Genomic DNA, 25,733 nt, shown 5'->3' with positions numbered 1-25,733 from the left:
TTGATCCTGATGCTGAAAATCAACAGATCGCAGCCTCGTTTCACTCGACAGCTCCTACAGGTTTGGTGTCGGTCTCAGGCTCTGCCTACACGACGCCGTCGAGGAACTGCTCGGCGTAGTGGCAGGCCACCTGGCGATTATCCAATTCACGCAACAGCGGCTCCTCAGTGCTGCAACGCTCGGTCGCATACGGGCAGCGCTTGTGGAACGCGCAGCCCGGTGGCGGGTTCAGCGGGTTGGGCAGTTCGCCGACGATCTTGATTTTCGGCTTGTCCGGATCCGGATGGATCGTTGGCGTTGCCGACAACAAGGCCTGGGTGTATGGGTGCAGGGGACGGGTGTAGATGTCCTCTTTCGGGCCCATTTCCACTGGCCGGCCGAGGTACATCACCAACACCGAATCAGCAACGTGACGCACCACGGCCAGGTTGTGCGAAATGAACACGTAGGCGGTGTTGAATTCCTGCTGCAGGTCCATGAACAGGTTCAGCACCTGCGCCTGAATCGACACGTCCAGCGCCGAGGTCGGTTCGTCCGCCACCAGCACTTTCGGTTGCAGCATCATTGCCCGGGCCAGGGCAATACGCTGGCGCTGACCACCGGAGAACATGTGCGGATAACGCTGGTAATGCTCAGGACGCAAGCCCACCTGCTTCATCATCGCCTGGACTTTCTCGCGACGTTCGGTGGCACTCAGGTTGGTGTTGATCAGCAGCGGCTCGGCCAGTTGATCACCGATTTTCTGCCGTGGGTTCAACGAGGCGTACGGGCTCTGGAACACCATCTGCACGTCTTTGCGCAGTTGTTTGCGCTGGGCCTTGTCGGCGCCGGCGACTTCCTGGCCGGCGATTTTCAGCGAGCCGGACGACGGCTCCTCAATCAGCGTCAGGGCGCGGGCGAGGGTGGATTTGCCGCAACCCGATTCGCCTACGACAGCGAGGGTCTTGCCGGCTTCCAGTTCGAACGATACGCCGTTGAGGGCGCGCACGGTCGCGTGGCCCTTGAACAGGCCACGGGAGACTTCGTAGTGACGGGTCAGGTCGCGGGCGGTAAGTACGACGGCCATTACGCCACCTCCTGGTTCAGCGGGAAGAAGCAGCGAGCGAGGCTGTTGCTTTTCGGATCAAGGGCCGGACGCTGCGCGCGGCAGCTGTCCTGCACGTACGGGCAGCGCGGCGACAGCAGGCAACCCTGCGGACGGTCGTAGCGACCCGGAACGATGCCCGGCAGGGTCGACAGGCGTGAGGCGCCCAGACTGTGTTCGGGGATCGCCTTGAGCAGCGCTTCGCTGTACGGGTGCGCCGGGATGTCGAACAGTTGCGGTACCTGACCGACTTCCACCGCTTGTCCGGCGTACATCACGCACACGCGCTGGGCGGTTTCAGCCACGACGGCGAGGTCGTGGGTGATCAGCACCAGGCCCATGTTCTGTTCTTTCTGCAACGCCAGCAGCAGATCCATGATCTGTGCCTGAATCGTCACGTCCAGTGCAGTGGTCGGTTCGTCGGCGATCAGCAGTTTCGGCTCGCCGGCAATCGCCATGGCGATCGCGACACGCTGGCTCATACCGCCGGACAGCTGGTGCGGGTAGGCGTCCATACGGCTGGCGGCCCCCGGGATTTCAACTTTTTCCAGCAGTTCGATGGCGCGTTTGCGCGCTTGCTTGCCGGACATTTTCAGGTGCAGGCGCAGCACTTCTTCGATCTGGAAGCCGACGGTGTAGCTCGGGTTGAGCGCGGTCATCGGGTCCTGGAACACCATCGACAGGTCTTTGCCGACGATTTGCCGACGCTGACGATTGCTCAGCTTGAGCATGTCTTTGCCGTCAAAGCTGAGCGAGTCGGCGGTGACGATGCCGGGATGCTCGATCAGGCCCATCAGCGCCATCATGGTCACGGATTTACCCGAACCCGATTCGCCAACGATCGCCAGGACTTCGCCTTTGTCGACTTTCAGGTCGAGGCCATCGACAACGGGTGTAGCGGTTTTGTCGCCGAAGCGAACGTTGAGATTCTTGATTTCTAGCAGTGACATGGGAATCTCCTCAGGCGGCGTTCTTGAGTTTCGGGTCCAGCGCATCGCGCAGGCCGTCGCCCATCAAGTTGATTGCCAGCACGCTGAGCAAAATGGTCAAACCAGGCAGACTCACGACCCACCAGGCGCGTTCGATGTAGTCGCGGGCCGAGGCCAGCATGGTGCCCCACTCAGGGGTTGGCGGTTGTACGCCAAGGCCGAGGAAGCCCAGCGCCGCAGCGTCGAGAATCGCCGAGGAGAAGCTCAAAGTTGCCTGAACGATCAGCGGTGCCATGCAGTTGGGCAGCACGGTAATGAACATCAGGCGTGGCAGACCGGCACCGGCCAGGCGTGCGGCGGTCACGTAGTCGCGGTTGAGTTCGCCCATCACCGCAGCACGGGTCAGACGCACGTAGGACGGCAGCGATACCACAGCAATGGCGATCACGGTGTTGATCAGGCCAGGGCCGAGGATGGCGACGATCGCCACAGCCAGCAGCAGGGACGGCAGGGCCAGCATGATGTCCATCAGACGCATGATGGTCGGGCCGATCATTTTCGGGAAGAAACCGGCGAACAGACCCAGCAGGATCCCCGGGATCAGCGACATCACCACCGACGACAGACCGATCAGCAGCGACAGGCGCGAACCCTGGATCAACCGCGACAGCAGGTCACGACCGAGTTCATCGGTGCCGAGCAGGAACTGCATCTGCCCGCCTTCGAGCCACGCCGGTGGCGTCAGCAGGAAGTCCCGGTATTGCTCGCTCGGGTTATGCGGGGCGACCCACGGCGCGAAGATCGCGCAGAAAATCACCAGCAGCATGAACAGCAGGCCGGCAACCGCGCCCTTGTTCCTGGAGAAGGCTTGCCAGAATTCTTTGTACGGTGACGGGTACAGCAGGCTTTGATCCGCGCTCGGCGCGGAAGTGGCTACTGAGGATGTTGGAGTGCTCATGGTATGGACCTCAGCGCTGATGACGGATGCGTGGGTTGGCAAAGCCGTAGAGGATGTCCACTACGAAGTTGACCAGAATCACCAGGCAGGCGATTAACAGGATGCCGTTTTGCACAACCGGGTAGTCCCGGGCGCCGATGGCTTCGATCAGCCATTTACCGATGCCGGGCCAGGAGAAGATGGTTTCGGTCAGGACTGCACCGGCCAGCAGGGTGCCGACTTGCAGGCCGACCACGGTCAGGACCGGAATCAGCGCGTTGCGCAGGCCGTGCACGAACACCACGCGCGACGGCGACAGGCCTTTGGCCCGGGCGGTACGGATGTAGTCTTCGCGCAGCACTTCGAGCATCGACGAGCGGGTCATCCGCGCGATCACCGCCAGCGGAATGGTGCCGAGCACGATGGCCGGCAGGATCAGGTGATGCAGGGCATCGAGGAACGCGCCCATGTCATCGGCCAGCAGCGTGTCGATCAGCATGAAACCGGTGCGCGGCTCGATGTCGTAGAGAAGGTCGATCCGCCCGGACACCGGGGTCCAGCCCAGGCTCACCGAGAAGAACATGATCAGGATCAGGCCCCACCAGAAGATCGGCATCGAATACCCCGCCAGGGAGATGCCCATCACCCCGTGGTCGAACAGGGATCCTCGCTTTAGAGCCGCAATCACCCCGGCCAGGAGACCCAGGATGCCGGCGAACAGCAGGGCGGCCATGGACAGTTCCAGGGTCGCCGGGAAGAGGGAGGTGAACTCGGTCCATACGCTTTCACGCGTACGCAGGGATTCGCCGAGATCGCCGTGGGCCAGTTTGCCGATGTAGTCCAGGTACTGGGCATACAGCGGTTTGTTCAGACCTAGGCGTTCCATTGCCTGAGCGTGCATTTCGGGGTCGACCCGACGTTCGCCCATCATCACTTCCACGGGGTCGCCCGGAATCATGCGAATCAACGCGAAAGTCAGCAAGGTGATGCCGAAAAACGTGGGGATCAATAACCCCAGTCGGCGGGCAATAAAACTAAACATCGTGTGTGGTACCTCATCAGCCGGTTAGGCGTGCCCGGCGACCCTGGGGTCAGGGAGGCCGGGAGTTTCTTATCTACTTCACCTGGGTGGTGGCGAAGTTATTGGTTGTGAGAGGGCTGATGTGATAACCCTCTACATTGTTGCGCATTGCGGTAAACATACGGGTGTGGGCCATGCTGATCCACGGTTGATCCTGATTAAACAGCACCTGAGCCTGTTCATAGAGTCTGGCGCGTTCGGCCGGATCTACTTTAGCCCGTGCTTCGTCGAGCAGTGCCTGGAATTTCTGGTTGCACCAGCGCGCGTAGTTTTCGCCGTTCTTGGCCGCTTCGCAACTGAGCATAGGCGTCAGGAAGTTATCCGGGTCGCCGTTGTCGCCCGCCCATCCGGCCGACACCATGTCGTGCTCGCCGGCCTTGGCGCGTTTGAGCATTTCGCCCCATTCCATGACGCGGATGTCGATCTTGATTCCGACTTTCGCCAGGTCAGCCTGCATCATCTGCGCGCCGAGCATCGGATTCGGGTTGGTCGGGCCGCCGCCGTTACGGGTAAACAGAGTAAACACGGTGCCTTCCGGAACCCCGGCCTCCTTGAGCAGGGCACGGGCCTTGTCCAGATCGCGTGGCGGGTTCTTCAGGTCGTGGTTATAGCCCAGCAGCGTCGGCGGGTACGGGTTGACCGCCACCGAGGCATTGCCTTTGCCGAACAGCGCGTTGACGTAGGCTTCCTTGTCGAAGGCGATGTCGATGGCCTTACGCACGCGCACGTCGCTGATGTATTTGTGCTGGGTGTTCATGGCGATGTACGAGACGGTCATCGCATCCAGTTCGTCGACTTTCAGGTTGCTGTCTTTCTTGATGCTCGGGATGTCGTCCGGTTTCGGATACAGCGCGATCTGGCACTCGTTGGCCTTGAGCTTCTGCAGGCGCACGTTGTTGTCGGTGGCGATCGCCAGGATCAGCGCGTCGGCCGGTGCCTTGCCACGGAAGTAGTCCGGGTTGGCCTTGAAGCGCACCTGCGCATCTTTTGCGTAGCGCTGGAAGATAAACGGGCCGGTGCCGACTGGCTTGTTGTTGAGGTCGCCGGTCTTGCCGGACTTGAGCAACTGGTCGGCGTATTCGGCCGGGTAGATCGAGGAAAACGCCATGGCGATGTCGGCCAAAAACGGCGCTTCGCGGCGGGTCAGGGTGAACTTGACCGTGTTGTCGTCGACTTTTTCCACGCTTTTGAGCAGTTCCTTGAAGCCCATGCTTTCAAAGTACGGGAAGCCCACGCTCGACAGTTTGTGCCATGGGTGATTCGGGTCCAGCTGACGCTGGAAGCTCCAGACCACGTCGTCGGCGTTCATGTCGCGGGTCGGCTTGAAGTATTCGGTGGTGTGAAACTTGACGCCTTTGCGCAGGTGAAACGTATAGGTCAGGCCGTCTTCACTGATGTCCCAGGACTCGGCGAGCGCCGGAATCACTTCGGTGGTGCCGGGCTTGAAGTCCGCCAGACGATTGAAGATCGTTTCGGCCACCGCATCGGCAGTGACTGCAGTTGTGTACTGGACCATATCGAAGCCTTCCGGGCTGGCTTCGGTGCAGACCACCAAGGGTTTGGCCGAGACGCCGATGGCGGCGCTCAACAACGCGGCAGCAACGGCCGCACGTAGGGGAAGCATTTTCATCGATAACCCTCTGCAATCGGTTGAAGACAAAAACCGAACGGCCGACTCGTCATGAGCCAGCCGTCGGTTGGCGGTTTTTACAGGATGTTGAATGGAATCGTGGTCACGAGACGGAACTCGTTGATGTTGCCGTCAGCCTGGTGCTCGCTCGCGCGGTGAGTGGTGTAAGTCGCGCGAATCGCGGTGGCCTTCAGAGGGCCGCTCTGCACAGCGTAGGAAGCACCGACACCGTATTCGTAGTGGCTTTCACCGTCCATCAGGCTCAGGTCGCCGCGCTTGGCGCCCGGATCGGTGTAGGCGGTGCCGGTGTAGTGAGTACCGTCGATGCCCCAGCCACGAGCCTGGTAGATGTTGAACTTCAGGCCTGGTACGCCGTATTCGGCCATGTTGATGCCGTAGGCGATCTGGAAGGATTTCTCGTTCGGGCCGTTGAAGTCCGACAGCAGGGAGTTGGCCAGGTAGATGCCGTTGGTTTCGTGCAGGTAGTCGAAGTACTCGTTACCGTTCACTTGCTGGTAGGAGAAGGTCAGGCTGTGTGCCTGGTGAGTCAGGCCGAACGACAGCGAGTAGGTGTCGTTGTCGATGTTGCCCATCAACTTTTTGCCTTCGTCGACGGTCTTGTAGTAGTTCAGGCCGGTGGTCAGGCTCAGCACCTGGCTATCACCCAGTTCGTGGGTGCCGCCGAAGTAGTACTGGTTCCAGAAGTCTTCAACGTTGGCTACGTAGAGGCTGGTTTTCAGGCTCTTAAGAGGCTGGTAGTTCACGCCAGCGGTGTAAACCTTGTCGGTTTCAACGCCAGTGGCCGAGTACTCGGTGCGGAACTTCGACAGGCTCTGCTCGGTACGAGGCGAAACACGGTCGAAACCGGCCAGGTCGAACGACAGGTTGTTCAGTTCTTCGCTGTGCAGGCTGATCCCTTCAAAGCTTGAAGGCAGCGGACGGTTGCCGATAACGTCGACGATCGGTGTGCTGAAGTTCTGGCGACCCGCGGTCAGCGTGGTGTTGGAAACACGGAACTTGACGTTGGCCAGACCCAGTTTGCTCCACTGGTCGACAGCGTCGCCGTCGGAGTGCGCCAGGGTGCGGTTGGAGCCGCCGGCGATGTCCTTGCGGTCACGGTCCAGGACGATGGCGTTGTAGGCGGCCACTTCAGTGCTGACACCGACGGTGCCTTGGGTGAAGCCCGAGGTGTAGTTGACGATGGTGCCTTGAACCCAGTTGATACGACGTGGGGTCGGTGTTTTCACCAATGGCGATGTGTTCTTGTCGCTGTTTTTAACGTAGCTGAAGGTGTCATCCCGACGCTTCAGTTCGTTGGCGTACCAGTTGCGTGTGGTGCCGCCCAGGCTTTGACCTTCGATAAAGCCTTTGGCCTCGCTTTGGGCGCTGCTGCCGGCCAGAGTGGTCGGTACGAATTCCTGACTTACAGGTTCTGCGTACGCCGTAGCGGTGATGCTGCTTATGGCCAGGGCCAGGATCGCGGTGCTGCTCAGTTTCATGGGTGAAGCTCCTTTACTTTCTTTTTATGCCGGCTTTTATGGGTTGGCCGGTTATTGGTTTAGAACTCATTTCACACATCGCAAACGTTTGCAAAAGACCTGATTGGCGAATTTCGGCAAAGCGCTTGCGTGAGGGGGTAGACGGTCCCCCTCAGCGTTGCGGCTAATCGGTTGGGTTAATCGATACTGACGCCCGAGAACACATTGCGACCGAAGGGGCTGACTTTGAAGCCTTCAACCCTGGCGCTTAACGGCTGGTTGACCGTCGAGTGGGCCACAGGCGTGATTGGCACTTGCTGCTTGAGCAACTGCTGCGCCTGTTTGTAGAGCGTGGTGCGCTGGTCGCGGTCGGTGACGACCTTGGCCTCTTTGATCAGCTTGTCGTAAGCCGGATCGCACCACATGGAATAGTTGTTGCCGCCAATCGCGTCACAGCTGTACAGGGTGCCCAGCCAGTTGTCCGGATCACCGTTGTCGCCGGTCCAGCCGATCAGGCTGATGTCGTGCTCGCCATTCTTGGTGCGCTTGATGTACTCGCCCCATTCGTAGCTGACAATCTTCACTTTCAGACCGATCTTCGCCCAGTCAGCCTGGAGCATCTCGGCCATCAATTTGGCGTTCGGGTTATACGGACGCTGTACCGGCATCGCCCACAGGGTGATTTCGGTGCCTTCCTTGACGCCGGCAGCCTTGAGCAGCTCGCGGGCTTTTTCCGGGTTGTAGGCGGCGTCTTTGATGGTGTCGTCGTAGGACCACTGGGTCGGTGGCATGGCGTTGACGGCCAGTTGCCCGGCGCCTTGATAAACGGCGTTGAGAATCCCTTGTTTATTCACCGCCATGTCCAGCGCCTGACGCACTTCAAGCTGATCGAAGGGCTTGTGGCGCACGTTGTAGGCGATGTACCCGAGGTTGAAGCCGGGCTTGGAAATCAGCTGCAGTTTCGAGTCGGCTTTCAGCGCTTCGACGTCGGCAGGGCGCGGATGCAGGGTGATCTGGCATTCGCCGGCCTTGAGCTTCTGCACGCGCACCGAAGCGTCGGTGTTGATCGCGAAGATCAGGTTCTTCAGCTTGACCCGGCTCGGGTCCCAGTAATGCTCGTTACCGGTGTAGCGGATGTTCGAATCCTTCTGATAGCTCTTGAACACGAACGGTCCGGTACCGACCGGTTTCTGGTTGATGTCGCTCGGCTTGCCTTCGGCCAGCAGCTTGTCGGCGTATTCGGCGGACAGGATGGCAGCGAAGCTCATGGCGATGTTCTGGATGAACGCGGCGTCGACGCTGTTGAGCGTGAACTCCACGGTCAGCGGCCCGGTCTTTTCAACCCTGGCGATGTTCTTGTTCAGGCTCATCCCGTTGAAATACGGGAATTCGGTCGGATAAGCCTTACGGAATGGCTGTTGCGGATCGAGCATGCGGTTAAACGTGAACAGCACGTCGTCGGCGTTGAAGTCGCGCGTCGGTTTGAAGTACGGCGTGGTATGAAACTTCACACCTTCACGCAGGTGAAAGGTGTACTTCAGACCATCCTCGGAAATATCCCACTTGGTTGCCAGTCCGGGTACGACGTTGGTCGCGCCTTTTTCGAACTCGACCAGACGGTTGTACAGCGGTTCGGCGGCATCGTTATCGGTCGCGGTCGTGTACTGCGCGGTATCGAAACCCGCCGGGCTGCCTTCGGAGCAGAACACCAGGCTGTCGCTGGCGGCGTAACTGGCGGACGTGGCGGCCAACAGGCCGGCGCCCAGCAATGCGGAAAAAACCAAGGTATGGCGCATGACGCTCCCTCTTTTTGTTGTGGTGTTCAATGCACCGCGATCCCCTCCAGGGACGTTGAGGTTGCATTGAGCTCAATCCAGTACGTACAGCAAGCCGATGGCCCACGCAGAAACTGGTCAGAACCCGACGGTAGGGGCCGTGGGTCTGGCAGTAAATGCGCTGAGTCCTAAAGACTCGTAGGAAAAAGCAACATGTCATGAACCTCCCTGTCAGAGCAGGGTGGAAATGGCTGTAGGCAAATTCCTGGCTAGTCGGCAGAAAAAAAACAGCGGCGCCGCCTGAAACGTCGCCGCTGTATCTTCTTAATTGCTGACGCTGACGCCGTAGAAGGAGTTCAAGCCGAATGGGCTGATCTTGAAGTCCTGCACGTTGGCGCGCATGGGTTGGTACACCGTCGAGTGAGCGATAGGTGTCATTGGGACTGCATCTTTGAGGACGTGTTGCGCCTGTTTGTACAGTTCGGTGCGCTTGCCCTGGTCGGTCGTGCGCTTGGCTTCCTTGACGAGGCCGTCGAACTTCTTGTCGCACCACTTGGAGAAGTTGTTGCCGCTGAGCGAGTCGCAGCCGAACAGCACGTTCAGCCAGTTGTCCGGGTCACCATTGTCACCGCTCCAGCCAATGATCATGGCCTGGTTCTCGCCACCTTTGGAGCGCTTGATGTACTCGCCCCACTCGTAGCTGGTGATCTTCACTTTCAAGCCGATCTTGGCCCAGTCGGACTGGAGCATTTCAGCCATCAGTTTGGCGTTCGGGTTGTACGGACGCTGCACCGGCATTGCCCACAGCACGATCTCGGTACCTTCCTTGACGCCAGCTTCCTTGAGCAGTTGCTTGGCTTTTTCAGGATCGTACTTGGCGTCCTTGATGGTGGTGTCGTAGGACCACTGGGTCGGCGGCATGGCGTTGACGGCCAACTGGCCGGCGCCCTGGTAAACCGAATCGATGATCTGCGGCTTGTTCACCGCCATGTCCAGTGCCTGACGTACGCGCAGGTCAGCCAGCGGGTTAGCCTCGTTGCTGCCCTTGACCTTGTCCATCACGTTGTAGGCGATGTAGCCCAGGTTGAAACCGGCCTGGTCAGGCATCTTCAGGGTCTTGTCGGCCTTGAGCGCCGCGAGATCCGCCGGACGCGGGAACAGGGTGACCTGGCACTCGTTCTTTTTCAGTTTCTGGATACGGACCGACGGGTCGGTGGTGATGGCGAAGATCAGGTTGTCGATCTTCACGTCGGAAGGATTCCAGTAGTCCTTGTTGCCGGTATAGCGGATGTTGGAGTCTTTCTGGTAGCTCTTGAACACGAACGGGCCAGTGCCGATCGGCTTCTGGTTGATGTCGGCAGCCTTGCCTTCCTTGAGCAGCTGGGCAGCGTACTCGGCGGACTGGATCGAGGCGAAGCTCATGGCCATGTTCTGGATGAACGCGGCGTCGACTTCTTTCAGCGTGAACTTGACGGTGTGGTCGTCGACTTTATCGATCTTGGTGATGTTGGTGTCCATCCCCATGTCGGTGAAGTACGGGAATTCGGTCGGGTACGCCTTACGGAACGGGTCATCCTTGTTAATCATGCGATTAAAGGTGAACAGCACATCGTCGGCGTTGAACTCACGAGTCGGCTTGAAATACGGGGTGGTGTGGAACTTGACGCCTTCGCGCAGGTGGAAGGTGTACGTCAGGCCGTCCGGGGAAATGTCCCAGCTGGTGGCCAGGCCCGGGATAACGGCGGTGCCGCCACGCTCGAACTGGCTCAGACGGTTGAACATGGTTTCGGCTGAGGCGTCGAAGTCGGTTCCGGTGGTGTACTGGCCTGGATCAAAACCGGCCGGGCTCCCTTCGGAGCAGAACACCAGGTTAGTCGCAGCGGATGCGAAAGGTGCGGAGGCTAACAAGCCTGCGCCGACTAAAAACGGAATGACCGCGTGTTTAAGCATGTTGGCCTCATGATTTGTTGTCATTTTTTAATATTGAGGTACGACCTCGTGAGTCGTGCCTGCGGATACTTATGCAGGGGCCATACCCAATGCAAGATCCAGAGCGGCTGCCGGCCTCAAAGCGTGGCACGAACGTACCTTAATGTCGCATTTGTATAAGAGTTGACGCATTTGACCGTTTGCGGCCGTTTTTTACGGTGCAAACCAAGCCCCAAAACGGTGCAGCAGTCACGTTGTGCGCGCCGCCTTGGGGCTTGGTGTTACCTATTTATACCCACGCCATAGAAGGGCGTAAGGCCAAACGGACTGATCTTGAAGTCGGTCACTTCCTTGCGCAGCGGCTGGAACACCGTGGAGTTGGCGATCGGTGTGATCGGCACCTGCTGTTTAAGGATCAGTTGCGCCTGTTGATACAGTTTTACCCGTTGCGCCTTGTCGGTGGTCACCTTGGCCTGCTGCACCAGTTTGTCGTAGGCCGGGTCGCACCACTTGGCGTAGTTGCTGCCCTTGACCGCAGCGCAGCTGTAGAGCACGCCGAGCCAGTTGTCCGGATCGCCGTTGTCACCCGTCCAACCATAAATCATCGCGTCGTGTTCGCCATTTTTCGCACGTTTGATGTACTCGCCCCACTCGTAGCTGACGATGTTGGCCTTGATCCCGATCTTGTCCCAATCCTGCTGGATCATCTGCGCCGACATCCGCGCGTTCGGGTTGGACGCACGCTGCACGGTCATCGCCCACAAGTTGATGGTTGTACCCGGTGCAACCCCGGCTTCCTTGAGTAGCGCCTTGGCTTTCACCGGGTCGTACGGTGCGTCCTTGATGTTCGGGTCATATGACCATTGCGCTGGGGGCAAGGCGTTTTGCGCCAACTGTCCGGCACTCTGGTAAACGGCTTTGATGATCGCCGGTTTGTCGATGGCCATGTCCAGCGCCTGACGGACCTTGAGCTGATCCAGCGGTGGATGGGTGGTGTTGTAGGCGAGGAAGCCGAGGTTGAAGCCGGCCTGCTTGAGTACGCGCAGGTTCGGGTCTTGCTCCATCACTTCAATGTCGGCCGGGCGCGGGTAGCCGCTGACCTGGCATTCGCCGGTCTTGAGTTTCTGCAGGCGTACAGCGGCGTCGGGGGTGATCGAGAAGATCAGGTTGTCGATCTTCACGTCTTCGGGTTTCCAGTAGGCCCGGTTGGCGGCGTAGCGGATCTGCGAGTCCTTCTGGTAACGCTTGAACACGAACGGGCCGGTGCCCACCGGTTTCTGGTTGAGGTCGGCGGCTTTGCCTTCCTTTAATAACTGGGCGGCGTATTCGGCTGACTGCACCGAGGCGAAGCTCATGGCGAGGTTTTGCACGAACGCGGCGTCGACGTTGTTCAGGTTGAAACGCACGGTGTTGTCGTCGAGTTTTTCGACCGATTTGATCGTGGTGTTCAGGCCCATGTCGGTGAAGTACGGGGACTCGGCGGGGTAGGCCTTGCGGAAGGCGTTATCCGGATCGAGCAGGCGCTGGAAGGTGAACAGCACGTCGTCGGCATTGAAATCGCGGGTGGGTTTGAAGTAGTCGGTGGTGTGGAACTTCACACCTTGGCGCAGGTGGAAGGTGTACTGGAGGCCGTCCGGGCTTACGTCCCAGTTGGTTGCCAGGCCGGGTTCGACTTCGGTGCCGCCGCGTTTGAATTGGGTGAGGCGGTTGAAGACGGTTTCGGCGGAGGCGTCGAAGTCGGTGCCGCTGGTGTATTGGCTGGGGTCGAAGCCTGCGGGGCTGGCTTCGGAGCAGTAGACCAGGGTGGTGGCTGCGTTGGCGATTGGAGTTATGGCGGTCAGGGCCAGGGTGATCAAGAGTGGTTTGAGGGTGGATCTTTGCATGTCTGGCCCGTGGGTCTGGAGGTGGTTGTTCCTTGAGGTTAGCGGGGATTCGGGGGTGTTCGGAAATATCGTTTTTTGAGGGGGTGCGTCTATCTCGGTATATCCAGCGCTGTTTGGGCATATCCGTTTCTTCGGGTGCTGCGGCTTATGGTTCCGCCCTTACGGCGGGTCACTTTTTACAAACGCCTAAAAAGTAACCAAAAACGCTTGCTCCTACGTTCGGCCCGCTCGCTAAAGCTCGGGGTTCCTTCGCTCCGGGATTGATCCGGGGGCAGCGCCTACGGTTTGCTTCGCTGCACCTCCTCTCGCTGTGTTTGGCTTCGCCAAACGGTCGCTGCGCTCCCACCCCCGGATCAATCCCTCCACTCAGCCTTCCGACGTCGCCCGTGGATCAAGATCAAGAGCTGCAGCCGAGCTTGCGCTCATCCTGGAGTGGGGCGGCTGCGCCGCATGTGGGTTGTACTTATCTTCCCTGTAGGAGCTGCCGCAGGCTGCGATCTTTTGATCTTGATTTTTGCTTTTGCTCTTCTGTGGGAGCTGGCTTGCTGGCGATGGCGGCCTGACAGCCGACCTGTCTCTGACTGACTGAACCCGGTCCCCCTGTAGGAGCTGCCGAAGGCTGCGATCTTTTGATCTTGCTTTTGAGTTGTGAGAGCCAGAGCCAACGTCAAAGTCAAAAGATCGCAGCCTTCGGCAGCTCCTACAGTGTGTGGGGTTGTGTTTAAAAGTGTGTGAGCAAACCAGAACCTTCCCACAAGGTTTTCAGGTTGTCCCTCGGACGTCAGCTCTCTAGCCTTTAGATGTCGCTGAAGATTCAGCGATCGGGTGTGAGAACCCGTAGGAACTGTTAATCCACAATCAGTACCACCATAATTGCCGCCGGCATTTCTGCTGCTGCAATGTTCTATGGCGGCTGTGTGCGGGCGGGCTTCGGTCCGGCCGGGCTTGTTCCTACCGGTTTCTCACCCCGCACATTGCTGCCACCACTCCGCCGCGTGAGAAACGGCGAGTGAATGGCTATTGATTAGGAACGCTATCAATGTCCAAGCCAGTCCCCGATCCCCCTCCAGAAACAACCCCACTCACCGAAGCCCTCCACGCCGAAGACCTCGCAAAAAACCGCGAAGCGATCAAGCGCGCCCTCGACTTCTACCTCAGCCCCGAAGCTGCAAAACCGCGTCCACCCAGTTCGATGTTCCTCGTCCATCCGGGCATCGACACCGAAAGTCTGCTGGCGCATGCCTGTGAGTCCCTGGCGTCGGCCAACACCATGGCCAGTGATTTCGCCGATCAGCTCAGTCGCCCGCAGCGCAATACGGCGCTGGCGATTCAGCAGATCATCATGCTGGCCGAGCTGGCGGTGAATCGGGTGCTGGATCGGGTTGATCCACAAGCCTGAGACCGCGTCATCGTTCTTCGCGAGCAGGCTCGCTCCCACATTTGGTATGGATTACCCCTGTAGGAGTGAGCCTGCTCGCGATGGCGCCAGATGAGTCTGCAAAAATCCAGGCACAAAAAAACCGGCGATCATCCTCTGATCGCCGGTTTTTCATTCAGCCCATATCAATTCACTGCATCAGCACTTCAATCGAGCCATCGGCGGTCAGGCTGACCTGGCTGGTGCCGGCTTCAACTTCCGGCGTGACCGGTGCCGAATCCGCCATGCCGGCGGCTTTCATCATCATCGGGGCGCGCATGTACGGTTGTGGGAAGCCGTTGCTGTTGAGGTTCAGGTTGACGATTTTGTAGCCCTTGCCGCCCAGTGCATCGGTGGCCAGTTGCGCGCGGGCCTTGAAGGCGCTGACGGCTTCCTTGAGCAGTTGGTCTTCGCTGGCCTTGCGGGTTGGTTCGGCGATGGCGAAGTCCATGCCGCCCATTTTCAGGTCGGTCAGCAGTTCGCCGGTGAGTTTGGACAGGGCGGCGAAGTCGGCGCTTTCCAGGCGCAGTTCGGCGCGTTCACGCCAGCCGGTGATTTTCTGGCCCTTGGTGTCGTAGATCGGGTAGCTGTTGCGGCTGCCCTGGCGCAGGGTGATGTCTTTGATTTGCTTGGCCTGGGCCAGTGCCTTGTTCATGGTGGTGCTGACGTCGGCGGCGAGTTTGGCCGGGTCGGTGTTTTGCTCTTCGGTGTAGAGCGTCACGATCATCAGGTCGCGGGCGACTTCCTGGCTGACTTCGGCGCGCAGGGAAATCTGATTGTAGTGCAGCTCATCGGCAGCCAGCGCCGGAAGGCTGGCGATACTGCCGACGGTCAGGGCGAGAAGGGCGGCGCTGCGGCGAAAGGTGTGCATGAAAGCTCCTTGAATAATGCGCAGGTGTTGGTTCGTCCCTGCGTGAAACCATCAGACTCTAGCTTTTATGCTCCGGTTCGCCCAGTTACAACTTCTATACAGATAGCCGGGGCTGCTGCGCAGCCATCCGCGAGCAGGCTCGCTCCCACTTTTGAAATGCATTCCCCTGTAGGAGCGAGCCTGCTCGCGAAGGCGTCCTCATAGCCGCCGAAATTGTTTTCGCCATGTGGTCATTTGCCGCACTTTCGCCTCTCAAAGCCGCGGCTTGGTTATACTCCGTGCGATCCGCCTGGAGCGCTCATCAGGAGAGCTCATGCTCGCCCCCGTACAACTGACTTCCGCCACTCGCCAGAACCTCTGGCGGCTGACTTTCATTCGCACCCTGGTGCTTGCCGCACAGGCCGGTTCTGTTGGCCTGGCCTACTGGCTGCAACTGCTGCCGTTGCCGTGGGTGCAACTGGCGATGACCCTCGGCTGCTCGATTCTGCTGTGCGTGTTCACTGCTGTGCGGCTGCGTACATCGTGGCCGGTGACTGAACTCGAATATGCGCTGCAACTGGCGTGCGATCTGGTGATCCACAGTGCGTTGCTGTATTTCTCCGGCGGTTCGACCAACCCGTTCGTTTCCTATTATCTGGTGCCGCTGACCATCGCGGCGGTGACGCTGCCATGGCGTTATTCGGTGATTCTGTCCGGCATCGCGCTGGCGCTGTACACCGTGATGCTCACACGTTTCTACCCGCTGGAAACCCTGCCGGTGGCCCGCGAGAACCTGCAGATTTACGGCATGTGGCTGAGCTTCGCCCTCGCTGCTGCGGTGATCACGTTCTTCGCTGCGCGCATGGCCGAAGAGCTGCGTCGTCAGGAAGAGTTGCGCGCGATTCGTCGCGAAGAAGGCCTGCGCGATCAGCAATTGCTCGCCGTCGCCACCCAGGCGGCCGGCGCCGCGCATGAACTCGGCACGCCGCTGGCGACCATGAGCGTGTTGCTCAAGGAGATGCAGCAGGATCACCCCGACGCGATGCTGCAGGACGATCTGAAGGTGCTGCAGGATCAGGTCAAACTGTGCAAAGAAACCTTGCAGCAACTGGTGCGCGCCGCCGAAGCCAACCGGCGTATGGCGGTGGAGATGCAGGACGTCACCCAATGGCTCGACGAAGCGCTGAACCGCTGGCACCTGATGCGTCCGGAAGCCAGTTATCGCTTCCAGCGTCTCGGCCAGGGCGCAGTCCCGCGCATGGCACCGCCGCCGGATCTGACCCAGGCGCTGCTCAATCTGCTGAACAACGCCGCCGACGCTTGCCCGGAAAATCTCCAGGTGACGCTGGACTGGGATGCGGAAACCTTGACCATCAGCATTCGTGACCACGGCGCCGGTGTGCCGCTGGCCATCGCCGAGCAGATCGGCAAACCGTTTTTTACCACCAAGGGCAAAGGTTTCGGCCTGGGCCTGTTTTTGAGCAAGGCCAGCGTGACACGCGCCGGCGGCTCAGTGAAACTCTATAGTCATGAGGAAGGCGGCACGCTCACCGAGCTGCGCCTGCCCCACGGCGCCCGAGGAGACCAACATGAGTGACGAAATCCAAGTCGAAGGCGAAGAACTGCCGCATTTGCTGCTGGTCGACGACGACGCGACCTTCACCCGAGTGATGGCCCGTGCCATGGCCCGCCGTGGCTTTCGCGTCAGCACTGCCGGTTCCGCCGAGGAAGGCCTGACCATCGCCCAGGCCGATCTGCCGGACTACGCCGCGCTGGACCTGAAAATGGACGGCGACTCCGGTCTGGTGCTGCTGCCCAAGCTGCTGGAACTGGACCCGGAAATGCGCGTGGTGATCCTCACCGGTTATTCGAGCATTGCCACCGCGGTCGAAGCGATCAAGCGCGGCGCCTGCAACTACCTGTGCAAACCGGCCGACGCCGACGACGTACTGGCCGCGCTGCTCTCCGAGCACGCCGACCTCGACAGCCTGGTGCCGGAAAACCCGATGTCGGTTGACCGTCTGCAGTGGGAGCACATCCAGCGTGTGCTGACCGAGCACGAAGGCAATATCTCCGCCACTGCCCGCGCCCTGGGCATGCACCGCCGTACCCTGCAGCGCAAACTGCAGAAGCGTCCGGTTCGTCGCTGAACCTGCGCTGAACGGCCATCGCCAGCTCTCGCGATAACGCGCACCGATCATCTATGATCGGTGCGTGTCTGTTCTTTTCTTTATCGAGCCTTTTTCATGAATCAGAACGCTGAATATTCCGCGGTCAACGATGCTGTGCGCGGGCAGTTTTTTCGCAAGGTGTGGGGGATCATCACGCCTTACTGGCGCAGTGAAGAGAAGGGCAAGGCCTGGACATTGCTGATCGCCGTGATCGCGCTGTCGTTGCTCAGCGTGGGGATCTCGGTGTGGTTCAACACCTGGTACAAGGATTTCTACAACGCGCTGCAGAAGAAAGATGAAGCGGCGTTCTGGCAACTGATTCTGTATTTCTGCGCGATTGCAGCGGTGGCGATTGTCGGTGCCGTGTACCGGCTGTATCTGACCCAGATGCTGACGATTCGCTGGCGGGCCTGGCTCACCGAAAAGCATTTCTCCCGTTGGCTCGCCGACAAGAATTACTATCAGCTGGAGCAGGGCGGTTACACCGATAACCCGGACCAGCGGATTTCCGAAGACCTCAACAACTTCACCTCCAATACCCTTGAGCTGGGGATTGGCCTGCTGCGCAATATCGTCAGCCTGGTGTCGTTCTCGATCATTCTGTGGGGCGTGTCGGGCAGCATTGAAGTCTATGGCGTCACCATTCCCGGCTACATGTTCTGGTGCGTGCTGGTCTACGCCGTGGTGGGCAGTTGGCTGACGCATTTGATCGGTCGTCGCTTGATCGGCCTGAACAACCAACAACAACGCTTCGAAGCCGACCTGCGTTTTTCCATGGTGCGGATTCGCGAGAATGCCGAGAGCATCGCGTTGTATAACGGCGAGCCGAACGAAAATCGCCGCTTGAGCGGCCGCTTCGGCAATGTCTGGCATAACTTCTGGGACATCATGAAAGTGTCCAAGCGTCTGACTTTCTTCACCGCCGGTTACAGCCAGGCTGCGATCATTTTCCCGTTTATCGTTGCGTCGCCGCGTTACCTTGCCGGCAAGATCGAGCTCGGTGAGCTGATGCAGATCAGCTCGGCGTTCGGCAATGTCCAGGAGAGCTTCAGCTGGTTCATCAGTGCGTATCAGAGCCTCGCGTCCTGGCGCGCCACCTGTGATCGTCTGCTGAGCTTCCGTCAGGCCATGACCGATAACGAGCAGCGCGTTCCGGCCATCGATGTGCAGAATCAGGGCAGTGAATTACAAGTGCACAACCTTGGCCTGGATCTGGCCGATGGTCGTCACCTGCTGACCAACGCCGACATGACGGTGGAGCCGGGCGAGCGGGTGATGCTCAGCGGTCGTTCCGGCAGCGGCAAGTCCACGTTGCTGCGGGCGATGGGGCATTTGTGGCCAGCGGGCCACGGCAATATTCGCCTGCCGGCGGCGCGTTATCTGTTCCTGCCGCAGAAGCCGTATCTGCCGATCGGCACCCTGCGCGAGGCCTTGAGTTATCCACAACCGGGCGACACCTACGCGACGGAGCGTTACGCGCAGGTGCTGGAGACTTGCCGTCTGCCGCATCTGGTCGCACGCCTGGATGAAGCCAATCACTGGCAGCGCATGCTGTCGCCGGGTGAGCAGCAACGCCTGGCCTTCGCCCGTGCCATGCTTTACGCACCACAATGGCTGTACATGGACGAAGCGACGTCGGCGATGGATGAAGAGGACGAAGCGACGCTGTATCAGGTGCTGATCGATCAGTTGCCGGGCCTGAGCATCGTCAGCGTCGGCCACCGCAGCAGCCTGAAACGCTTCCATCCACGGCATGTGCGGATCGACAGCGGGCATCTGGTAGAACAGGCCGTGACCGCTTAAACACCACAATGCCCCTGCAGGAGCTGCCGCAGTCTGCGATCTTTTGATGTTGTTTTTAAGATCAAAAGATCGCAGCCTGCGGCAGGGGCGGTGTTTTGACTCGACGGTGATCGTACAACCCGCCTGAGCTATGATGCTCACCAAGCCGAATTTTCGAGACCAGACGTTAACTATGGAAAACCCGATCGACACCCCACGCCTCCCACGCAAGCGCCGCAGCCTGGCCCAGGAGCTGGTGACGGTGCTGACCGAACAGATCCGCGACGGTCTGCTCAAGCGCGGCGACAAATTGCCCACCGAGTCGGCGATCATGCAGGAGCATGGCGTCAGCCGCACCGTGGTGCGCGAGGCAATTTCCCGGTTGCAGGCCGCCGGCCAGGTGGAAACCCGCCACGGCATCGGCACCTTCGTGCTCGACACGCCGAGCCCCAGCGGTTTTCGCATCGACCCGGCCACGGTCGTCACCCTGCGTGATGTGCTGGCGATTCTGGAGTTGCGCATCAGTCTGGAAGTGGAGTCTGCCGGCCTCGCCGCGCAACGCCGCAGCCCCGAGCAACTGGCGACCATGCGTGCCGCCCTCGATGCGCTGAACGACAGCGTGGCCCACGCCAGTGATGCGGTGGCCTCGGATTTCGCTTTCCACCTGGAAATCGCCCTGTCCACCGGCAACCGCTATTTCACCGACATCATGACCCACCTGGGCACCAGCATCATTCCGCGTACGCGGTTGAACTCGGCGCGCCTGGCCCACGATGATCAGCAGCACTACATGAACCGCCTGAGCCGTGAGCACGAGGAAATCTACGAGGCGATTGCCCGTCAGGATGCCGATGCGGCGCGGGCGGCGATGCGCCTGCACCTGACCAACAGCCGTGAGCGGTTGCGTCAGGCGCATGAAGAGGCGCAGGCGCAGCGCGGATGAATCCGCAGGCCTGAGTCAGATGTGGGCTGATACACCGCTATCGCGAACAGGCTCACTCCTGCAATGATTGATGTCGTTCACACACCCAGTGTTCATCACATCTTTGTGTCGGAGTGAGCCTGCTCGCGAAGGGGCCGGTGAATTCAGCGCGGCAATATCGAGCGATCCACCCTCACCGCCAGTTGCGCTTTCCCCGGCCTGGCAACAAACGCCACCTCGCCTGATTGATTCACAACCCCTCGCGCAATTGGCTTGCCATCCGCCAGCAACTCCAGCGGTGCGCCTTGCAGCGACTGCCCCGACGCCAGTTCCAGTTTCAATGTGATCGTCATGCTCATTCTCCTTGATTGACGTTGCCCGTCGGGTGGTAGTCCTTGAGCAGCAGGTAGGTGCTCCAGCCCCACCAGTCATCGATTGTGGCGGTGTCGTTGAGGTTGTTCACGTCTTTGCGCCGCAGCACCTTGCCGCCCTCGACGCGGAACAGCGGCGAGAAATTGCTGGAAAGATTCAGCACCGCCGTCAGATCCGGCAGCCGTTGCAGCGCGGCAAACGTCGAAGGGGCGGGCACGATGCCGCTGAGGTAGGCGGCGAAGATTTCATCCGCCGAGGCCTGCACCGCCAGATTGACCTGGGTGCGGTTGTCCGCATCGCTGGCGTCGAAGTAGCGTTTGTCGCCGTAGGCGCGCCATTGATCGCCATGAGCGTTGCGCACCTTGAGGCCGAATTTGCTGTCCTCGTCGTGCATGAAACGGGTTACCAGCGAGCCGAGATCGCTCGGCGTGACCACCGCCGCCATCTCTTTACGCGGCACCCGCAGGTGGCCGGCAGAGAACAGGTCGGTGAGAAAGTGATCGGCGAACGCGTTCATCGCGTAGGCCCGTTCCAGTTGTTGTGCATCGTGAGTGGCGCGGGCCGCGACCGCGGTTTGCAGGGCGGCGGTGTGCCCGGCGATGTAGGCCAGTCTGGCCCATTCGCCGAAGTGGTCGGCGTTGTTCGCCGCCAGTTTCAGATAACGCCCGAGCGGGAACAGCGCGGAGACAAAACTGCCACCACCGGTGATCTTGTTCCACTCTTCGGACAACGTATCTCCGAGCGCGTCGTAGGCGTCGTGCGCTGGTTTACCGTCTTTGATCGCCTGTTTAACCGCGTCGATCTCTTTTTGCATGACCGCGAGAATCTGTGTGGCCTCGGCGCGGGAGTCCGGCAGCACGGCGAGAGAGTCGAAGGCGGCTTTGAAACGGTTCAGGCGATCGGCCGGGGTCGCGCCTTCGTTGATCGGTCGATCAACCACGCCGTAGAAATCTCCAGCCAGCGCCACCACCTGGCCGTAGGTCAGCGCAAGACCGTTGGGCAAGTGCAAGGGCACGTTTTGCGCGCGAATCGGTTCGGCGTTTTCGCTGAAGCGCAGCAAGGTGTTGTCGCCGATGGCCGTGTGTTCCGCGCCTTCGAAGCGCAGTGGCGGTCGAATGCTCAAGGCTTTGCCGGCGAGGCCGGTGGCCGGGTCGACATCGCTGTGGGCGTCGGCGATGTGCAGCAGCAGATGCGGATTGTCGGCGCTGAAGTGGAGGCCATTGATCGTGAAAAGATCATCGAAACGGGCGATGACCGGCTTGGGTCTTTCCTGTGGTTTTGCGTGAAGTCCGGACATTTCTGGCTCCTTGATATGTCGTCGGTGGATTTATTTTTAGCTGTATGGATATACAGTTAAATCGAGCCTAGCCCAGATTTTTCCTACGTCAAGAACGAGTCTTGTCCGACAAAAAGTGCGGGGCAGCGATGAAATGCAGTTGACGGTTATCTTTTAAGTTGTACGATGACCTACAACTTCAGCGCTGGCTGAACCATAAAACTCACAAAAAATGTTGCTACCCAGGGTGTTCGAAAAATGAATCCACAAGAACTGAAGTCCATCCTCTCCGCCGGTCTGCTGTCGTTCCCGGTCACCGATTTCAATGCCCAGGGCGATTTCAATCGCGCTGGCTACATCAAGCGTCTGGAATGGCTGGCCCCGTACGGCGCGTCGGCATTGTTCGCCGCCGGCGGCACCGGTGAGTTCTTCTCCCTGGCAGCCAGCGAATACTCGGAAATCATCAAGACTGCAGTCGATACCTGCGCGACCAGTGTGCCGATTCTGGCCGGCGTCGGCGGCTCGACCCGTCAAGCCATCGAGTACGCCCAGGAAGCCGAGCGTCTGGGCGCCAAAGGCCTGTTGCTGCTGCCGCATTACCTGACCGAAGCCAGCCAGGACGGCGTTGCCGCCCACGTTGAAGCGGTGTGCAAATCGGTGAACATCGGTGTGGTGGTCTACAACCGCAACGTCTGCCGCCTGACCGCGCCACTGCTGGAACGTCTGGCCGAGCGCTGCCCGAACCTGATCGGCTACAAGGACGGTCTGGGCGATATCGAGTTGATGGTGTCGATCCGTCGCCGCCTCGGTGATCGCTTCAGCTACCTCGGCGGCCTGCCGACTGCCGAAGTCTACGCCGCCGCCTATAAGGCGCTGGGCGTGCCGGTCTACTCCTCGGCGGTGTTCAACTTCATCCCGAAAACCGCGATGGATTTCTACCACGCCATTGCTCGCGAAGATCACGCCACCGTCGGCAAGATCATCGACGACTTCTTCCTGCCGTACCTCGACATTCGCAACCGCAAGGCCGGTTACGCCGTGAGCATCGTCAAGGCGGGAGCCAAGATCGCCGGCTATGACGCAGGTCCGGTGCGGGCGCCGCTGACCGACCTGACCGGCGAAGAGTACGAAATGCTCGCTGCGCTGATCGACAAGCAAGGCGCGCAATAAACACCGACCCAAGAGGCCGCTGAGCAATCAGCGGCTTTTGCGTAGAGAGGAGAATTTTCTGTGGCTGCTTCCAAGCGTTACGACAACTACATCAACGGTGAATGGGTCGCCGGTGCCGATTACTCGGCGAACATCAACCCGTCCGAGTTGAGCGACACCATTGGCGACTACGCCAAGGCTGACCTGACTCAGGTTAACGCCGCCATCGATGCGGCCCGCGCCGCGTTCCCGGCGTGGTCGACGTCCGGCATTCAGGCCCGTCACGATTCACTGGATAAAATCGGCACGGAAATCCTCGCTCGTCGCGAAGAACTCGGCACCCTGCTGGCCCGGGAAGAGGGCAAGACCCTGCCCGAAGCCATCGGCGAAGTGACCCGCGCCGGCAACATCTTCAAGTTCTTCGCCGGTGAATGCCTGCGTCTGTCCGGCGACTACGTGCCGTCGGTGCGGCCGGGCGTCAATGTTGAAGTGACGCGCGAAGCCCTCGGCGTGGTCGGCCTGATCACCCCGTGGAACTTCCCGATTGCCATCCCGGCGTGGAAGATCGCCCCGGCCCTGGCCTACGGCAACTGCGTGGTGCTGAAACCGGCGGATCTGGTGCCGGGCTGCGCCTGGGCACTGGCGGAAATCATCTCCCGCGCAGGTTTCCCTGCCGGCGTGTTCAACCTGGTGATGGGCAGTGGTCGCGTAGTCGGCGAAGCGCTGGTCAACAGCCCGAAAGTCGATGGCATCAGCTTCACCGGTTCGGTCGGCGTGGGTCGGCAGATCGCAGTCAACTGCGTGTCGCGCCAGGCCAAGGTGCAGCTGGAAATGGGCGGCAAGAACCCGCAGATCATTCTCGACGACGCCGACCTCAAACAAGCGGTCGAGCTCTCGGTGCAGAGCGCGTTCTACTCCACCGGCCAGCGTTGCACGGCGTCGAGCCGCTTGATCGTCACCGCCGGGATTCACGACAAATTCGTCGAGGCCATGGCTGAGCGCATGCAGTCGATCAAGGTCGGCCACGCGCTGAAATCCGGCACCGATATTGGTCCGGTGGTTTCCCAGGCGCAGCTTGAACAGGACATGAAGTACATCGACATCGGCCAGTCCGAGGGTGCGCGTCTGGTCAGCGGCGGTGGTCTGGTGACCTGCGACACCGAAGGCTACTTCCTCGCGCCGACGCTGTTTGCCGACAGCGAAGCCTCGATGCGCATCAGCCGTGAAGAGATTTTCGGCCCGGTGGCCAACGTCGTTCGCGTGGCCGATTACGAGGCGGCGCTGGCGATGGCCAACGACACCGAGTTCGGTCTGTCGGCCGGCATCGCCACCACGTCGCTGAAGTACGCCAACCACTTCAAGCGCCATTCGCAAGCCGGGATGGTGATGGTCAACCTGCCGACCGCCGGTGTCGATTATCACGTTCCGTTCGGTGGCCGTAAGGGTTCATCCTATGGCTCACGTGAGCAAGGGCGCTATGCGCAAGAGTTCTACACGGTCGTGAAGACCAGCTACATCGGTTCCTGAAGGAGCACGCGGTGTCGACCCCGACACCGCCCCCCTGTAGGAGCTGCCGAAGGCTGCGATCTTTGCTTTTGAAGATCAAAAGATCGCAGCCTTCGGCAGCTCCTACAGGGAATAAATGCAAGACCAAAGAAGATTCACCCGCGCATAAAAATAATCAGTGGGAGTACATCTACATGCAATCGTCCAAGCCGACTCACGTCCGCTATTTGATCCTGCTCATGCTGTTTCTGGTGACCACGATCAACTACGCTGACCGCGCGACCATCGCAATCGCCGGTTCCAGCCTGCAAAAAGACCTCGGTATCGACGCGGTCACCCTCGGTTACATCTTCTCCGCTTTCGGTTGGGCCTATGTTGCCGGGCAGATTCCCGGTGGCTGGCTGCTCGATCGCTTCGGCTCGAAAAAAGTCTATGCCCTGAGCATTTTCACCTGGTCGCTGTTCACCGTGCTGCAAGGCTTTGTCGGTGAGTTCGGCATGTCCACGGCGATCGTTGCGCTGTTCATGCTGCGCTTTCTGGTGGGCCTGGCCGAGGCGCCATCGTTCCCCGGTAATGCACGCATCGTGGCCGCCTGGTTCCCGACGGCGGAACGCGGCACCGCCTCGGCGATCTTCAACTCGGCGCAATACTTCGCCACCGTGTTGTTCGCACCGCTGATGGGCTGGATCGTGTATCGCTTCGGCTGGGAGCACGTGTTTATCGTCATGGGCATTCTTGGCATCATCTTCTCCCTGGTCTGGTTGAAGGTTATCCACAGCCCGCGTCAACATCCGCTGGCCAACGAAGCCGAAGTGCAGTTCATCGCCGACAACGGCGGCATGGTCGACATGGACGTCAAGCAAGGCAAAAAAGCCGACGGGCCGAAGTGGGATTACATCCGTCAGCTGCTGACCAACCGCATGATGCTCGGTGTATATCTGGGCCAGTACTGCATCAACGGCATCACCTATTTCTTCCTGACCTGGTTTCCGGTGTATCTGGTGCAAGAGCGTGGCATGACCATTCTCAAGGCTGGTTTCATCGCCTCGCTGCCGGCAATCTGCGGTTTCATCGGTGGTGTGCTTGGCGGGGTGATTTCCGATTACTTGCTGCGCAAAGGGCATTCGCTGACCTTCGCCCGCAAGGCACCGATCATCGCCGGGCTGCTGGTGTCGAGCAGCATCGTCGCTTGCAACTATGTCGATGTTGAATGGATGGTGGTTGGCTTCATGGCGCTGGCCTTCTTCGGCAAGGGCGTTGGCGCATTGGGTTGGGCGGTGGTGTCCGACACTTCGCCGAAGCAGATCGCCGGTTTGAGCGGCGGCCTGTTCAACACCTTCGGCAACATCGCCTCGATTACCACGCCGATCGTGATTGGCTACATCATCAGCTCCACCGGTTCGTTCAAGTGGGCGTTGGTGTTCGTCGGTGCCAACGCACTGGTCGCGGTGTTCAGCTACCTGGTGATTGTCGGCCCGATCAAACGTGTGGTGCTCAAAGAGCCGCCAACCAACGGTGGTTCTGAAATCACCGGCAAATTGTCTCAAGCGCATTCCTGAGGA

General features: G+C 59.9%; 19 protein-coding genes and 1 pseudogene. 8 read left to right on the top strand and 12 right to left on the bottom strand.

The window, feature by feature from the left end; translation table 11 throughout:
- Positions 1–85 precede the first annotated feature (85 nt).
- From BW33_RS06640 to BW33_RS06600, 9 genes are all read right to left on the bottom strand, one after another.
- Positions 86–1,066 (bottom strand): peptide ABC transporter ATP-binding protein, encoded by a 981-nt coding sequence (locus tag BW33_RS06640; RefSeq protein ID WP_047597889.1) that lies wholly within the window; start codon positions 1,064–1,066, stop codon positions 86–88.
- Positions 1,066–2,034 carry an ABC transporter ATP-binding protein gene (locus BW33_RS06635; RefSeq protein WP_047597888.1) on the bottom strand — a complete coding sequence of 323 codons (969 nt, stop codon included), beginning with the start codon at positions 2,032–2,034 and terminating at the stop codon, positions 1,066–1,068. Before BW33_RS06635 ends, BW33_RS06640 begins: the two co-directional genes overlap by 1 nt.
- 10 nt (positions 2,035–2,044) lie before the next feature.
- Complete coding sequence (locus tag BW33_RS06630; RefSeq protein ID WP_047597887.1) at positions 2,045–2,971, bottom strand: ABC transporter permease subunit; 927 nt, start codon at positions 2,969–2,971, stop codon at positions 2,045–2,047.
- Between the two features lie 10 nt (positions 2,972–2,981).
- On the bottom strand, positions 2,982–3,992 hold the full coding sequence (locus tag BW33_RS06625) for an ABC transporter permease subunit (protein ID WP_047597886.1): 1,011 nt from the start codon (positions 3,990–3,992) through the stop codon (positions 2,982–2,984).
- A gap of 73 nt (positions 3,993–4,065) precedes the next feature.
- Positions 4,066–5,661, bottom strand: coding sequence for an ABC transporter substrate-binding protein (locus BW33_RS06620; protein ID WP_047597885.1), 1,596 nt, complete (start codon positions 5,659–5,661; stop codon positions 4,066–4,068).
- A gap of 77 nt (positions 5,662–5,738) precedes the next feature.
- The gene (locus BW33_RS06615; protein ID WP_047597883.1) at positions 5,739–7,160 is read right to left on the bottom strand and encodes an OprD family porin; all 1,422 of its coding nucleotides are present in this window, start codon (positions 7,158–7,160) and stop codon (positions 5,739–5,741) included.
- A gap of 176 nt (positions 7,161–7,336) precedes the next feature.
- Positions 7,337–8,935 (bottom strand): ABC transporter substrate-binding protein, encoded by a 1,599-nt coding sequence (locus tag BW33_RS06610; protein ID WP_047597881.1) that lies wholly within the window; start codon positions 8,933–8,935, stop codon positions 7,337–7,339.
- 303 nt (positions 8,936–9,238) lie between these two features.
- Entirely contained in the window at positions 9,239–10,864 is a 1,626-nt protein-coding gene (locus tag BW33_RS06605; RefSeq protein WP_047597879.1) for an ABC transporter substrate-binding protein, read from the bottom strand.
- Positions 10,865–11,124: 260 nt separating this feature from the next.
- Entirely contained in the window at positions 11,125–12,726 is a 1,602-nt protein-coding gene (locus BW33_RS06600; RefSeq protein WP_047597877.1) for an ABC transporter substrate-binding protein, read from the bottom strand.
- Positions 12,727–13,765: 1,039 nt separating this feature from the next.
- On the opposite strand from BW33_RS06600, the gene BW33_RS06595 reads away from it, so the two are divergent.
- The gene (locus BW33_RS06595) at positions 13,766–14,125 is read left to right on the top strand and encodes a DUF6124 family protein (RefSeq protein WP_047597875.1); all 360 of its coding nucleotides are present in this window, start codon (positions 13,766–13,768) and stop codon (positions 14,123–14,125) included.
- A 169-nt stretch (positions 14,126–14,294) separates the two neighbouring features.
- On the opposite strand, the gene BW33_RS06590 is transcribed toward BW33_RS06595, so the two are convergent.
- Entirely contained in the window at positions 14,295–15,014 is a 720-nt protein-coding gene (locus BW33_RS06590; protein ID WP_047597873.1) for an SIMPL domain-containing protein, read from the bottom strand.
- A 313-nt stretch (positions 15,015–15,327) separates the two neighbouring features.
- Between BW33_RS06590 and BW33_RS06585 the strand changes: the two genes are divergently transcribed.
- The 4 genes from BW33_RS06585 to BW33_RS06570 all read left to right on the top strand — a co-directional run bounded on the left by BW33_RS06585 (position 15,328) and on the right by BW33_RS06570 (position 19,889).
- Positions 15,328–16,590, top strand: a complete 1,263-nt coding sequence (locus BW33_RS06585; protein WP_047597872.1) for an ATP-binding protein — start codon at positions 15,328–15,330, stop codon at positions 16,588–16,590.
- Positions 16,583–17,143, top strand: a complete 561-nt coding sequence (locus tag BW33_RS06580; protein ID WP_003221630.1) for a response regulator transcription factor — start codon at positions 16,583–16,585, stop codon at positions 17,141–17,143. Before BW33_RS06585 ends, BW33_RS06580 begins: the two co-directional genes overlap by 8 nt.
- Positions 17,144–17,239: 96 nt before the next feature.
- The gene (locus tag BW33_RS06575; RefSeq protein WP_047597870.1) at positions 17,240–18,967 is read left to right on the top strand and encodes an ABC transporter ATP-binding protein/permease; all 1,728 of its coding nucleotides are present in this window, start codon (positions 17,240–17,242) and stop codon (positions 18,965–18,967) included.
- Positions 18,968–19,139: 172 nt separating this feature from the next.
- Positions 19,140–19,889: a FadR/GntR family transcriptional regulator gene (locus BW33_RS06570; protein ID WP_041072876.1), complete on the top strand. Its 750-nt coding sequence runs from the start codon at positions 19,140–19,142 to the stop codon at positions 19,887–19,889.
- Positions 19,890–20,032: 143 nt separating this feature from the next.
- Here BW33_RS06570 and BW33_RS06565 read toward each other — a convergent pair whose 3' ends face one another.
- Together BW33_RS06565 and BW33_RS06560 are read right to left on the bottom strand one after the other, a co-directional pair.
- On the bottom strand, positions 20,033–20,221 hold the full coding sequence (locus tag BW33_RS06565; RefSeq protein ID WP_047597869.1) for a hypothetical protein: 189 nt from the start codon (positions 20,219–20,221) through the stop codon (positions 20,033–20,035).
- A 2-nt stretch (positions 20,222–20,223) separates the two neighbouring features.
- Positions 20,224–21,537, bottom strand: a complete 1,314-nt coding sequence (locus BW33_RS06560) for a hypothetical protein (protein ID WP_047597868.1) — start codon at positions 21,535–21,537, stop codon at positions 20,224–20,226.
- 237 nt (positions 21,538–21,774) lie between these two features.
- Between BW33_RS06560 and kdgD the strand changes: the two genes are divergently transcribed.
- The 3 genes and pseudogenes from kdgD to BW33_RS06545 form a co-directional block, all read left to right on the top strand.
- A complete protein-coding gene (gene kdgD / locus BW33_RS06555) occupies positions 21,775–22,686 on the top strand; it encodes a 5-dehydro-4-deoxyglucarate dehydratase (RefSeq protein ID WP_007981458.1) in 912 nt (303 codons plus the stop codon).
- A 60-nt stretch (positions 22,687–22,746) separates the two neighbouring features.
- The gene (locus tag BW33_RS06550; protein ID WP_047597867.1) at positions 22,747–24,192 is read left to right on the top strand and encodes an aldehyde dehydrogenase family protein; all 1,446 of its coding nucleotides are present in this window, start codon (positions 22,747–22,749) and stop codon (positions 24,190–24,192) included.
- Between the two features lie 143 nt (positions 24,193–24,335).
- Positions 24,336–25,730 (top strand): annotated as a pseudogene (locus BW33_RS06545) (MFS transporter); the annotation flags it as partial.
- Between the last annotated feature and the right edge of the window lie 3 nt (positions 25,731–25,733).

The sequence above is a fragment of the Pseudomonas sp. RIT288 genome (assembly GCF_000631985.1).
Classification (GTDB): Bacteria; Pseudomonadota; Gammaproteobacteria; order Pseudomonadales; family Pseudomonadaceae; genus Aquipseudomonas.
The sequence above is the reverse complement of the archived record's forward strand: the minus strand, read 5'-3'. Positions and strand labels throughout refer to the sequence as shown.

What these genes read in the sequence shown, in the direction of transcription:
- BW33_RS06635 (WP_047597888.1), bottom strand. Translation starts at nt 2,034, where the DNA reads ATGTCACTGCTAGAAATCAAGAATCTCAACGTTCGCTTCGGCGACAAA.
- BW33_RS06575 (WP_047597870.1), top strand. Translation starts at nt 17,240, where the DNA reads ATGAATCAGAACGCTGAATATTCCGCGGTCAACGATGCTGTGCGCGGG.
- BW33_RS06570 (WP_041072876.1), top strand. Translation starts at nt 19,140, where the DNA reads ATGGAAAACCCGATCGACACCCCACGCCTCCCACGCAAGCGCCGCAGC.
- BW33_RS06560 (WP_047597868.1), bottom strand. Translation starts at nt 21,537, where the DNA reads ATGTCCGGACTTCACGCAAAACCACAGGAAAGACCCAAGCCGGTCATC.
- BW33_RS06595 (WP_047597875.1), top strand. Translation starts at nt 13,766, where the DNA reads ATGTCCAAGCCAGTCCCCGATCCCCCTCCAGAAACAACCCCACTCACC.
- kdgD (WP_007981458.1), top strand. Translation starts at nt 21,775, where the DNA reads ATGAATCCACAAGAACTGAAGTCCATCCTCTCCGCCGGTCTGCTGTCG.
- BW33_RS06585 (WP_047597872.1), top strand. Translation starts at nt 15,328, where the DNA reads ATGCTCGCCCCCGTACAACTGACTTCCGCCACTCGCCAGAACCTCTGG.
- BW33_RS06590 (WP_047597873.1), bottom strand. Translation starts at nt 15,014, where the DNA reads ATGCACACCTTTCGCCGCAGCGCCGCCCTTCTCGCCCTGACCGTCGGC.
- BW33_RS06625 (WP_047597886.1), bottom strand. Translation starts at nt 3,992, where the DNA reads ATGTTTAGTTTTATTGCCCGCCGACTGGGGTTATTGATCCCCACGTTT.
- BW33_RS06565 (WP_047597869.1), bottom strand. Translation starts at nt 20,221, where the DNA reads ATGACGATCACATTGAAACTGGAACTGGCGTCGGGGCAGTCGCTGCAA.
- BW33_RS06605 (WP_047597879.1), bottom strand. Translation starts at nt 10,864, where the DNA reads ATGCTTAAACACGCGGTCATTCCGTTTTTAGTCGGCGCAGGCTTGTTA.
- BW33_RS06600 (WP_047597877.1), bottom strand. Translation starts at nt 12,726, where the DNA reads ATGCAAAGATCCACCCTCAAACCACTCTTGATCACCCTGGCCCTGACC.
- BW33_RS06580 (WP_003221630.1), top strand. Translation starts at nt 16,583, where the DNA reads ATGAGTGACGAAATCCAAGTCGAAGGCGAAGAACTGCCGCATTTGCTG.
- BW33_RS06610 (WP_047597881.1), bottom strand. Translation starts at nt 8,935, where the DNA reads ATGCGCCATACCTTGGTTTTTTCCGCATTGCTGGGCGCCGGCCTGTTG.
- BW33_RS06640 (WP_047597889.1), bottom strand. Translation starts at nt 1,066, where the DNA reads ATGGCCGTCGTACTTACCGCCCGCGACCTGACCCGTCACTACGAAGTC.
- BW33_RS06620 (WP_047597885.1), bottom strand. Translation starts at nt 5,661, where the DNA reads ATGAAAATGCTTCCCCTACGTGCGGCCGTTGCTGCCGCGTTGTTGAGC.
- BW33_RS06630 (WP_047597887.1), bottom strand. Translation starts at nt 2,971, where the DNA reads ATGAGCACTCCAACATCCTCAGTAGCCACTTCCGCGCCGAGCGCGGAT.
- BW33_RS06615 (WP_047597883.1), bottom strand. Translation starts at nt 7,160, where the DNA reads ATGAAACTGAGCAGCACCGCGATCCTGGCCCTGGCCATAAGCAGCATC.